An 11,823-nucleotide genomic window follows, 5' to 3' on the forward strand; every position below is an offset into this window, starting at 1 on the left:
GACACCCGTCGGCCGCGGACGGTACGGCGCCGGCGGGAGGGCGCTCATGGGGACAACCGGGTCCTCGGGGCCGGCGTGACGGGTGGCCCGCACTGCCGCGGGGTCAGGCGGTGCGGGCGCCGTCCGCGTCGAGTGCGGCGAGTGCCTCGGCGGCCTCGACCTGCCGCGGGTTGCGCAGCTCGACCAGGGCGTCGCGGGCGGCGAGGAGCGTCGTGCGGGCCTCGGGATGCCCGGTGGCGCCGAGTACCCGCCCCAGATCGAGCCGGGCCTGCTCCGACCAGGCCGGCATCTGCGCGGCGTCGAAGGCGGCGAGGGCCTGCCGCAACGGCTCCTCGGCCTCGTGCCAGCGTCCCAGGGCCGCCAGGTCGTTGCCGATCTGCTGCCGGGCGACCGCGTGATACAGCCCGACCACCTCGATGGTGCGGCCCGGTACCCCCGCCTGGCAGATCCGCTCGCTGCGGCGGTGGATCTCCAGAGCCTCGGCCGCCCGGCCGGCCTGGCGCAGCAGGGTGCCGAGGCTGTTCAGGGTCGTCAGCTCGGCCAGCCGGCCCTGCGGGGATTCCTGCGAGGCGAGGCAGCGGGCACTGTCCCGCAAGCGCTGCTGGGCTTCCTCCGTCCGGCCCAGCCGGTGCAGGGCCCCCGCGCCGTAACCGAGTGCCCAGCCCTGCTGGAGCCCGTCCCCGCACTCGCGGGCTGCCGCCAGCGCACTGTCGGCGGCCGTCAGCGCGGCAAGCGGGTCGTGCACACAGAGGTTGTAGGCCCAGGCGAGGTAGTTGAGGTGGACGGCCTCCTCCTGCCTGCTGCCCAGCGCCCGGGCGGAGTCGGCGGACTGCCGGAAGACCTCCACCCACTGCTCCCAGTGCTGGTTGAGGTCGGAGAACCAGTGCATCGCCTGCGCCGCGTCCAGGACCTGCCGATGCCGGCCGGTGTCGTGGGCCCGGCGCAGCGCGGCGAGCCACTCGGCCCGCTCGGCCTCCAGCCAGGCCCGTGCCTCTTCCCGGCCGATGGGCGCTGTGTCCGGGTCCGGGTCCGGGTCGCTTCGCGACGCAGTCTGCTCGTGGTCGACGTCGAAGTGCAGTGCGGCGGCGGTGGCCCGGCGCAGCATCCAGAGCGCGGTCCGGTCCAGGGCGGCATCCCGGACCTCGGGGCCGTCCTCGGCATCGATCTGCTCGGCGGCGTAGAGCCTGAGCAGATCGTGGAAGCGGTACCGCTCCCCGGTGGGATCGCTCTGGAGCAGCCCCGCGTCAGTCAGTTCCTCCGCGCACGTGGCCGCCTCGTCGCAGGTCAGGCCGGCCAGGAGGGCGCCGGTCTCGGGGCTGAAGTCCGTTCCGGCGGCCAGCGCGGCGCGGCGCAGCAAGGTCTGCGAGCGGGGCGGCAGTTGCCGGTAGGACAACGCGAAGGCCGCACGCACCCGCAGGCTTCCGGCCTGGAGGCCGTCCAGCCTGCGGGCCTCGGTGGCGAGCCGGGCGACGAGCTTGCCGAGGCGTTCGTGCGGCCGGCTCAGCAGCCGTTGGCCGGCGATCCGCACGGCCAACGGCAGGTGCCCGCACAGGTCGGCGAGGTCACGTGCGGCCTGCGCTTCGGCGCCGACCCGGTCCGGGCCGATGATGCGGCTCAGCAGTTCCACCGTCTCCTCGCGCCGCAGCAGGGCCAGGTCGGTACGGTGGACGGACTCCAGACCCGCCAGCGCCTGACGGCTGGTGACGATCGTCAAGGACGCACCGGTACCCGGCAGCAGCGGCTCGACCTGGAACTCGCCGGCCGCGTTGTCGAGCAGCAGGAGCAGGCGCCGCTCGCCGGCCAGGGACCGCCACAGACCGGCCCGGTCGTCGGTGCCCGAGGGGATCGCCGCGTCGGCGACCCCGACCGCGCCGAGCAGCCGGGCCAGCGCGTCCCGCGGGCTGGTCGGCTCGGCATCCATGCCGTGCAGGTCCAGGGCGAACTGCCCGTCCGGGAAGTGCGGGGCCAGGCGGTGCGCGGCGTGCACCGCGAACGCGGTCTTGCCCAGGCCGGGTTGCCCGGCGACCACGGTGACCGCCGGAAGGCCCGCGCCGGCGTCGGGTACCAGCTCCGCCAGCCGGGCCAGGGCGTCACCGCGCGCGGTGAAGTCCTGGATGTCGCGTGGCAGGGCCAGGGTGCCGGAGCCCGCCGGACCGGTGGCCGTGCGGGGACGCGGACGGCCGGCTGCGGCGGACTGCTCCAGGCGCGCCGCCCCGGCCTCGTCCACTCCCAGCGCCTCGGCCAGCGCCTGCACGGTACGGTGCTGGGGACCCCGGGTACGCCCGCGTTCCATGTCGGCCAGCGCCCTGACACTCACCCCGGCCGCATCCGACAGAGCCTCCTGGCTCATCCCCGAGCGGGCCCGAAGATCCCGCAACTGCTGCCCGAATTCCCCCGCGCAAGGCGTGCCGTCCCGCACCGTCGAAGTCCCCGATCATCCGGCCCGTCCGGATGCGAGCCCCCCGGCAGAAGTATGGACGACGTTACTTCTGCCGGGAGAACCGCCTGGGCGAGAGCGACCGGAAATGATCAACTGATGGCAGACGCGGAACGCGCCGGCGGCACCGGCCGACCGCCGCATGTACCGACCCGCCCTGCGGCCACCCGCCGGGCACGGGCGACTGACCACCCGAAAAGGCCAAGCAAGCAGTCCGATACCGGCCGACGGCACCGAGCCGCGGCCCCGCACCACACGGGGGACCCCTCCATGACCACCTTCCGCCACTCCTCCTTGCTGCTCGCCGTCGCGGGCACGGCTCTCACGCTGTCCCTCACCGCCTGCCAGAGCGACTCGGACACCACGTCCTCGTCCGCGACGGCCCCCGCGGCCACGGCGGCGACGTCCCCGGCGGCCACCGGCACCTCCGACGTGAAGGAATCGGCCGGCTCGGCGGGGTCGGCCGACTCGGCGGGGTCGAAGGGATCGAAGGAGTCGGCCGGTTCCACCGCTGCCTCCACAGGTTCAACCGGTGCGTCCGGCCGACAGGTGACCGCCTCGACGCCGGTGTGCACCGCGGGGGACGTACGCGTCACCGCCGCCAGGCAGGACGGGCCGCCCTACACCCACATCGTCCTGACCGCGAAGAACACCTCCGGGCGCTCCTGCCGGCTGACGGGCTTCCCGCACATCCAGTTCCTGGAGAGCCACAAGCAGGACGTCCCGGCCGTGGCCAAGAGCAAGCCGGCCACCCCCGTGGTGCTGGCGGCCGGTGCCCCGGCCTACGCCCTGGTGAAGCTGTCGGACGGCGGGGTCGACGAGGCGAACGAACCCGTGTCCGCGTTCTCCGTCATGCTGGAGGGCGACTCCACGGTCATCGCCGTCACCGCGCCCGGCAGCGACGGCATCGCCGTCGACCCGGCGAAGGCCCTCACCGGCTACTGGACCCCGGAACTCCGCAACGGCGCCGACGACTTCTGAGCCCCGCCCCACCGAACGGCAGGTCTCCGAGTCGGATGCGGCGGGCCGGACAGGGATGTGCGACGACCGGGTTTCCGGTCTGGTGCAGGCGCGAGAGCGGGGGCCGGCCCCCGCTCATGCGGCGAACCGCGTGCTTGCCGTCGAACCGACCACTGACCGGTGCGAACGCGCCACCGCCTCCCGCCTGGTGGACCGGCACGCCAGGCGGGAGGCGGCCCAGAGGTTTCTCACCCGGACCGTCCGGCGAAGAAGTCCGCCAGGGAAGAAGCGACCGCCCGTGGAGCCTCTTCGGCTACGTGATGCCCGGAGTCGATGCCGTGGCCGCGTACGTCCGGTGCCCACTGACGCCAGATCTTCACCGGGTTCCCGTACAGGTCCTCAAGGTCGTCCCGGAGCGACCAGAGGATCAGCGCCGGGCACCGGATCCGTGTCCCGGCGGCGCGGTCGTCCTCCTCGTGCCGCCGGTCGATGGTGAGACCGGCCCGGTAGTCCTCCAGCATCGCCCGCACCACGTCGGGGTTCCTCGTGGCCGCGCGCCACTCGTCATGGTTCTCCTGCCCCATGCTCCGGGGGCCCCGCGGTACCAGCTGTCCGGATCGGCGTTGATGACCCGCTCGGGGATGTCCGGCTGGGCGAAGAAGAACCAGTGCCACCACTGCGTGGCGAACTCGGTCGTGATGCGGGACAGGTGCTCGGTGAGGGGCAGACAGTCGATCAGCGCCACCCGCGAGACCGCGTCGGGACGATCGAGTGCGAGACGCAGTGCGACACTGCCTCCGCGGTCGTGCCCGGCGAGCGCGAACCGGGCGTGGCCGAGGGAGCGCATCACCTCGACCACGTCACCGGGGACGGCCCGCTTGGAGTATCCCGCGTGGTCTGCGGTAGGCGCCGGGCCGGTGGACCGGCCGTACCCCCGGAGATCGGGGCAGACCACGGTGAAACCGCGCCGGACGAGGAGCGGGGCGACGCGATGCCAGGTCGCGGATGTCCGGGGGTGGCCGTGCAGCAGTACCACGGGCGGTCCTTCCCCGCCGTAGCGAACGAGGACCGATGCTTCACCGACGTCGACCCGCCTGGTCTCGAAGCCTTCGAACAAGGCCCGTACCTCCCGCGCCCTCGTTGGCACACCGCCACGGCATGCGTCGGCCCAGGACACCCCCCCGGGCGAGAGCTGGACCGACACGGCTTTCCTGATGCCCCCGCAGATCCCTTGGACACGATCGTCATGGTCGCTCCGTTGGGAGGTGGGCGCCGGGAATGCGGCGGGGACGGGCCGGTCGTGGGGGACAGGGCGAGTGACGGCGCCGGGGGCTCACAGGACACCGGCCCCGAGTTCGGCGAGGAGCAGGCGCCGCTCGGTGCCCGCGGCCGTCACCGGATCGGCCGCCGCCTTCCAGCGCCGCAGCGCCGCGCGGAGGGCGTCGGTGTCCGCGTCGCGCAGCGCGGCGACGAACCGATCGAGTCCTCGGCCGGCGCGGGCGTCCTCCGGGGCCGCCACCGGACCCGCGGCCGGTGCCGCTGCCGGAGCCCTCATCGAGCGGGGCTGCACGGCGGTGGTCTGCGCCAGCGACATGATGGCGCTGGGGGCGGTACGGGCGGCACGGCAGGCCGGGCTCCAGGTGCCCCGGTACTTCTCCGTCGCCGGCTTCGACGACTCCCCCCTGATCGCCTTCACCGACCCGCCCCTGACCACGATCCGCAAACCGGTGCCCGCGATGGGCCAGGCCGCGGTGCGCACGTTGCTGGAAGAGGTGGGCGGGACCCCCGCGCCGCACAGTGAGTTCGTGTTCATGCCGGAACTGGTGGTACGAGGCTCCACGGCTTCCCAACCCAGGGCGCGCCACTCCGCCGCCTGAGCCCGGCACGAGGCCACCGACCGCGGCACGCGGAAGTACGACCCGTCAGCCGGGCCGGCCCGTCCGGTGCCGCGGGACGCCGGTGCGTTCGCCCGGCGTGGCACCCGCGCCCCGGCGGGGCCCGGGGCACCCGCGCCCCGGGACCCGCCGCGTGGTTTCCGTCCCGTCCCGTGGCCCGGTCGACGCCACCGCGCCCTCAGGGTGCGCCCTCCGAGTACGGGCGTCGACCGCCCGGAGCACCGAGGAGCGGCCCGGGTGTGGGTGCGAGGCAGCGAGGGCCTCCGTCAGGCGCGGGTCCACTTCTGGCCGGCCCGGCCGTCGCAGGTCCACAGGACCAGCGGCGTTCCGTCGGCGGTGCCGGCCCCGGCGGCGTCGAGGCACAGGCCCGCGTGGACGTTGCGGATCGACCCGTCCTGGCCGAGGGTCCACTTCTGGTTGTTCTGGCCGTTGCAGGGCCAGGTGATGACGCGGGTGCCGTTGGCGGTGCCCTGGTCGTAGGCGTCCAGGCACTTGTCGCCGTAGACGCGGATCTCCCCGCCGGCCCATGTGGTCCACAGCTGGTTGGCGGCCGTGTGGCAGTCCCAGAGCAGTACCGTGGCACCGGCGGCGGTGGAGGAGTTGTCCACGTCAGCGCAGCGGGCGGACGCGCTGCCCCGCAGACGTGAGGTGGTGGCGGCCAGGGGGCTGCCGCCGGTCACCCGGAACACGGCCACGCCGTGGGCGGGGACGCTCGCCGAGATCTGCCCGGACGTGCTCGACGTGCCGCCGGTCCACAGGTCGGTGAGGGTGAACGGGCCGCCGGACAGGCCGACCTGCGCGGCGGTCGTGGTGACCGTCGCGGTGCCGCCTCCCCGGTTGAACAGGCCCACCGCGACCGAGCCGTCCGACAGGGGTTTGGCGAACACCTCGGTGGTGCCGTCGTCGCGCACCCTGCGCCCGCCCGCGCCCAGCGGATCCTGGTTCACCGCCAGCAGGCGCGGGTTGCGCAGGATCGCGCTCACGTCGGCGGACATGGTGCGGATGTCGTTGCCGGCCATGAGCGGGGCGCTCAGCAGTGCCCAGAGGGCGAAGTGGGAGCGGGACTCGGTCAGTGTCAGGCCGGGCCGGCCGACGACCAGCATGTCCGGGTCGTTCCAGTGTCCCGGACCCGACTGCGCCGCCAGCGGCGCGGTGACGTCCAGGACGTTGCCGACCCCCATCGGATAGCTGTTGGTGTTGCCGTTCTGCCAGATGTCGAGCAGGTCCTCGGTCGTCCGCCACAGGTCGGCGACCTGGCCCCAGTCGTAGGTCGAACCGGTGATGGCGTGGAAGCTGTTGGGGTTGATGGAGTAGACGATCGGCCGGCCGGTGGCGCGCAGGGCGTCGCGCATCAGCGTGAACCGCGCGACCTGCTCGTCGCGGGTGCCGCTGGAGGAACACCAGTCGTACTTGAGGTAGTCGACGCCCCACGAGGCGAACGTGGCGGCGTCCTGGGCCTCGTGCCCCCTGCTGCCGGTCGAGCCCGGATAGGCGCCGCTGGTCTGCGCACAGGTGCGTTCGCCCGGCACCTGGTAGATCCCGAACTTCAGGCCCTTGCCGTGGATGTAGTCGCCGAGTGCCCTCATTCCGTTCGGGAACTTGGCCGGATCGGCCCGCAGGTTGCCTGCCGCGTCACGCTGCGGGTCGAACCAGCAGTCGTCGACCACGACGTACCGGTAGCCGGCGTCCCGCATGCCCGAGGACACCATCGCGTCGGCGGCCTGGCGCACCTGTGCCTCGGTGATTCCGCATCCGAAGCTGTTCCAGCTGTTCCACCCCAGCGGTGGCGTGAGCGCGGGGCTGCCCGGCGCGGCCGAGGCGGTGGAGTGGGCGGAGGCCGTCACGGACGCGGTGATGGTCAGCGCGACAACCGCGAGGAGGCGGAGCAGTCGTCCGCCTGGTCGTCTGGGCACGAGGGGCTCCTTCGGCGCGGCGAGGAAGGGACGAGGGGGTTCGAAATTTCGATCGCCATTCGGAAATCCGAGGTTCCACGGATACTAGAGGGGAGTCTGAACATGTCAATACGACGGGAACGAGCCAGCGTGTTCGCGGTCGACGGCCGCCGCACGCGCGGTCACCTGGGCCGATGGTGAAGTGACCGACGGCAGTTCACATCCGGTCGTGGTCGAATGTTTCGATCCGCTTGGCGAATCCTGCGAGGGGTATTGACGGGTGCAACCGGTCTCCTATCATCCAGGGTGCTCGATGAGTCGACCTGCATTCGAAATACCGAACGCGCCAGAGCCGCTCCATGCCCAGGAAGCCGAGGAGAGCGCCGTCGATGGATATGTCATGGATGCAACAAAACCTTTCCCGTCGGCGTGTGCTGACAGGCGCCACCGGCCTGGCCGCCGGCGCCCTCCTGCCTCCTGAGGCCGTCCTCGCGGCCACCTCCACGTACACGAACCCGGTGATCTGGCAGGACTTCGCGGACGTCGACGTCATCCGCGTCGGCGACACGTACTACGCCTCCGCCTCGACGATGCACTACTCACCGGGCGCACCCGTCCTGCGCTCGTACGACCTGGTGCACTGGGAGATCGCCGGCCACTCGGTGCCCGTGCTCGACTTCGGCGCCAAGTACGACCTCAACGGGGCCCGCGGCTATGTCAGGGGAATCTGGGCCTCGTCACTGGCCTACCGGCCGAGCAACAGGACCTTCTACTGGCTCGGCCAGATCGACTTCGCCCGGACGTACGTCTACACCGCCACCGCCGTCGAGGGGCCGTGGAGCAGGCTGACGACGATCGGCACCCCCTACTACGACGCGGGGCTGCTCGTCGACACGGACGACTCCCTGTACGTGGCGTACGGGAACACCACCATCAGCGTGGCCCAGCTCTCGCCCGACGGCCGCAACCAGGTCCGCACCCAACAGGTGTTCACGGCACCGCCGAGCGTCGGCACCCTCGAAGGCTCACGCTTCTACAAGATCAACGGGCAGTACTACATCTTCCTGACCCGCCCCGCGAACGGCCAGTACGTCCTGAAGTCGTCCGGCGGCCCCTTCGGCCCCTACACGATGCGACAGGTCCTCCTCGACCTGCGCGGGCCGATCCCCGGCGGCGGCGTCCCGCACCAGGGCGGGCTGGTGCAGACGCAGAGCGGCGCCTGGTACTACCTGGCCTTCGTGGACGCCTATCCCGGCGGCCGGATGCCCGCGCTGGCCCCGGTCACCTGGACCTCGGACGGCTGGCCCGTCGTACAACTCGTCGACGGCGCATGGGGCACCTCGTACCCGAGTCCCGCCGTGCCCCCTCCGCCCCGGCAGGTCACCCCCATGACCGGCGTCGACACCTTCGACGGTACGACCCTCAAGCCGAGGTGGGAGTGGAACCACAACCCGGACGACACCAAGTGGTCGGTCGGTAGCGGGCTGACCCTCCGGACCGCCACCGTCACCAACGACCTGTACTGGGCGCGCAACACCCTCACGCACCGCATTCAGGGCCCCAGCTCCACGGCCACTGTCGAGCTCGACCACTCCGCCATGCGGGACGGTGACCGGGCCGGACTCGCACTGCTGCGGGACTCCTCCGCATGGATCGGGGTCAAACGCGACGGCGGCGTGTCACGGGTGGTGATGGTCACCGGGCTGACCATGGACACCAACTGGAACACCACCGGCACCGGCTACGAGGTCGCGAGCGCGCCCGTCTCCGGTGGCCGCGTCCGGCTGCGCGCGACCGCGGACATCCGTCCCGGCGCACCACGCCCCGGCACCTTCTCCTACAGCACCGACGGCACCACTTTCACCCGCCTCGGACCCGCCTTCTCCATGGGCAACGACTGGCGGTTCTTCATGGGCTACCGGTTCGCCCTCTTCAACCACGCCACGCAGGCACTCGGCGGCGCGGTCCGCGTCACGCGGTTCGAGCTGTCCACGCCCTGAACCGATCCGATCCCGGCCGGCGCAGGCCGGTGCGGGGAGCCGTACGGGCGCGGTCCGGTGCCCATGGACCGCTGCGAACCGCACCCCATCGACAGTCCGGCCGGCCCCTGACGGGGCAGCCGGAACCGCGTACTCAAGGATGACGAGGTCCCCATGCGCAAACGAAGTTTCGGCCGCGGACACCTGTCCGTGGTGCTCGCCGCGGTCGTTTCGGTCCTGGCCGCGTTGGCGGCGGTGCTCGTCGCGGCGCCGGCTCAGGCGGCTTCCAGCGGCGCCTTGCGCGGTGCTGGTTCCGGCCGGTGTCTCGATGTGCCGGGCGGTAGCCAGACCGACGGCACGTACGTGCAGATCTATGACTGCTGGGGCGGGACGAACCAGCAGTGGACGTTGACGGACAGCAACCAGCTGACCGTCTACGGCAACAAGTGCCTGGATGTTCCGGGCCACGCCACGGCGGCCGGTACCCGGGTGCAGATCTGGACCTGTTCCGGCGGGGCGAACCAGCAGTGGCGGGTGAACTCCGACGGCACGGTCGTCGGCGTGGAGTCCGGGCTGTGCCTGGAGGCGACGGGTGCCGGTACGGCCAACGGCACGGAGGTGGAGCTCTGGACCTGCAACGGTGGCAGCAACCAGAAGTGGACCGGTCTGTCCGGGACGTCGACCCCGCCGGACGGCACCTGCACTCTTCCGTCGGCGTACCGGTGGACGTCGACGGGTGTGCTGGCGCAGCCGGCCAACGGGTGGGTCTCGCTGAAGGACTTCACCACGGTGACGTACAACGGCAAGCACCTGGTCTACGCGTCGAACGTGTCGGGGTCGTCGTACGGCTCGATGACGTTCGGTCCCTTCACGAACTGGTCGGACATGGCGTCGGCCCGGCAGACCGGGATGAGCCAGGCCGCGGTGGCGCCCACGCTGTTCTACTTCGCGCCCAAGAACATCTGGGTGCTGGCGTACCAGTGGGGTGCCTCGCCCTTCGTCTACCGCACGTCGAGCGACCCGACCAACCCCAACGGCTGGTCCTCGCCGCAGCCGCTGTTCACCGGGAGCATCTCCGGCTCCGACACCGGCCCGATCGACCAGACCCTGATCGCCGACGGCCAGAACATGTACCTGTTCTTCGCCGGTGACAACGGCAAGATCTACCGGGCGAGCATGCCGATCGGGAACTTCCCGGGCAACTTCGGCTCGTCGTACACGACGGTCATGAGCGACACGAAGGCCAACCTGTTCGAGGCGCCGCAGGTGTACAAGGTGCAGGGGCAGAACCAGTACCTGATGATCGTCGAGGCGATGGGTGCGAACGGGCGCTACTTCCGCTCGTTCACGGCCTCCAGCCTGAGCGGTTCCTGGACCCCGCAGGCCGCCGGCGAGAGCAACCCCTTCGCGGGCAAGGCCAACAGCGGTGCCACCTGGACCAACGACATCAGCCACGGTGACCTGGTCCGCAACAACCCCGACCAGACCATGACCATCGACCCCTGCAACCTTCAGTTCCTCTACCAGGGCAAGTCCCCCACCGCGGGCGGCCCCTACGACCAGCTGCCGTGGCGGCCGGGCGTCCTCACCCTCCAGCGCTGATCCGCCTGACCCCGTCAGCGGACCCGGCACAGAGCCCACGGCCCCGAGCCGGGCACGCTGATGCCCAGTTGCCCGCTCCGACGCCCTGCCCCGCCCCGGTGACCGCCCGGGCGGGGCGGTGGCCGGTGGCGGGTGTCGGAGGCCGCGGCATCGGCCGGGTCACGACGGCGGCCCTGCCCGCGCTGCGCAAGGCCACCCCAGGGGGCGCCGGGCATGCCGCGACCGTCAACGCGTGCTCGATCGCAGCCGCACGTCACTGGGGGATCGGCCGGCCGGTGATCGGGTCGATGACCTGGCCACGCAGCAGGTCCCGGACGAGCTCGTTCGCCAGCCGGACGTCCCTGGTGACCATTCTGATCCTTATCGTGCCCTTCTTCCCGATGCTGCCGCCGGCCTCGTGGACCTCGTCCTCACCGGGCAGCGGCAGCGCCTGGCAGGCGGTGTACTTGTCCTGGGGCATGGCACCCGTGAGGAAGTAGTCGAACACGGGGTTGTCGACGCAGGTCGTGGTGTACGGGAAGACGCCGTGCGAACCCTCGTTGTCGACACTGATCATCTTCGCGCCCGGCAGACGGCGGGCGCTGTCCAGGGCCCCCTCGTACGCGGTGGCTATGTCCATCTTCGCGGCCCAGAAGCATTCCTCGATCGCCCAGCGCATCCCGGCCACGCCCGCCAGGTCCGCAACCGTTCAGGTCACGGGCGCGTAGGCGACGTAGTAGGCGATCTGCTGTGTCCCTGTGAGACTGCGGCGGGCCGGCACCCACCGGTGACGGGTGGGCTCGTCGCCGAACCCTGCCAGGCTCTTGACCTGCTGTTACTTGGGAACAGCGACGACGTAAATCGTCCGCTCAGGACACGAACTCTCACTGGAGTACTGGTCCGCGGTGGGGAGTTCGCCAGGAGGGCTTCGCAGGGCTGTTGTGGCCGGTGCTCTTTGCGGAGGTGACGATCGCGGTCAGGAGCTTCCTCGCAGCCGATGACGGCGTGGGCTGTAGAGCACGCGTGAGCCGACGGTGTTGCTGGTCGTGGCCGGATGGAGTCTGCGGCTGAAGTTGAGG

7 protein-coding genes and 2 pseudogenes are annotated in these 11,823 nt (G+C 71.7%); 4 read left to right on the forward strand and 5 right to left on the reverse strand.

Features of this window, described 5'->3' with window-relative positions:
* Positions 1-103 precede the first annotated feature (103 nt).
* The gene (locus IE294_RS37770; protein ID WP_189893755.1) at positions 104-2,419 is read right to left on the reverse strand and encodes an ATP-binding protein; all 2,316 of its coding nucleotides are present in this window, start codon (positions 2,417-2,419) and stop codon (positions 104-106) included.
* Between the two features lie 288 nt (positions 2,420-2,707).
* Between IE294_RS37770 and IE294_RS37775 the strand changes: the two genes are divergently transcribed.
* Positions 2,708-3,418 (forward strand): DUF4232 domain-containing protein, encoded by a 711-nt coding sequence (locus IE294_RS37775; RefSeq protein WP_189893757.1) that lies wholly within the window; start codon positions 2,708-2,710, stop codon positions 3,416-3,418.
* Between the two features lie 406 nt (positions 3,419-3,824).
* On the opposite strand, the gene IE294_RS37780 is transcribed toward IE294_RS37775, so the two are convergent.
* Both IE294_RS37780 and IE294_RS49890 read right to left on the reverse strand, forming a co-directional pair.
* Positions 3,825-4,601 carry an alpha/beta fold hydrolase gene (locus IE294_RS37780; protein ID WP_359834652.1) on the reverse strand — a complete coding sequence of 259 codons (777 nt, stop codon included), beginning with the start codon at positions 4,599-4,601 and terminating at the stop codon, positions 3,825-3,827.
* Between the two features lie 129 nt (positions 4,602-4,730).
* Complete coding sequence (locus tag IE294_RS49890) at positions 4,731-4,991, reverse strand: hypothetical protein (protein ID WP_189893772.1); 261 nt, start codon at positions 4,989-4,991, stop codon at positions 4,731-4,733.
* On the opposite strand from IE294_RS49890, the pseudogene IE294_RS49895 reads away from it, so the two are divergent.
* A pseudogene (locus IE294_RS49895) lies at positions 4,933-5,274 on the forward strand (substrate-binding domain-containing protein); the annotation flags it as partial. The gene IE294_RS49890 and the pseudogene IE294_RS49895 sit on opposite strands and share 59 nt — an antisense overlap.
* A gap of 284 nt (positions 5,275-5,558) precedes the next feature.
* Here the strand turns inward: IE294_RS49895 and IE294_RS37795 are convergent.
* Positions 5,559-7,205 (reverse strand): glycoside hydrolase family 27 protein, encoded by a 1,647-nt coding sequence (locus IE294_RS37795; protein ID WP_189893759.1) that lies wholly within the window; start codon positions 7,203-7,205, stop codon positions 5,559-5,561.
* A 368-nt stretch (positions 7,206-7,573) separates the two neighbouring features.
* On the opposite strand from IE294_RS37795, the gene IE294_RS37800 reads away from it, so the two are divergent.
* Entirely contained in the window at positions 7,574-9,184 is a 1,611-nt protein-coding gene (locus tag IE294_RS37800; RefSeq protein ID WP_189893761.1) for a glycoside hydrolase family 43 protein, read from the forward strand.
* Positions 9,185-9,337: 153 nt separating this feature from the next.
* Positions 9,338-10,765 carry a non-reducing end alpha-L-arabinofuranosidase family hydrolase gene (locus IE294_RS37805; protein WP_189893763.1) on the forward strand — a complete coding sequence of 476 codons (1,428 nt, stop codon included), beginning with the start codon at positions 9,338-9,340 and terminating at the stop codon, positions 10,763-10,765.
* A 253-nt stretch (positions 10,766-11,018) separates the two neighbouring features.
* Here IE294_RS37805 and IE294_RS37810 read toward each other — a convergent pair.
* Positions 11,019-11,549: pseudogene (locus tag IE294_RS37810) on the reverse strand (alpha/beta hydrolase); the annotation flags it as partial.
* Between the last annotated feature and the right edge of the window lie 274 nt (positions 11,550-11,823).

This window comes from Streptomyces canarius, from assembly GCF_014650735.1.
Classification (GTDB): domain Bacteria; phylum Actinomycetota; class Actinomycetes; order Streptomycetales; family Streptomycetaceae; genus Streptomyces; species Streptomyces olivaceoviridis.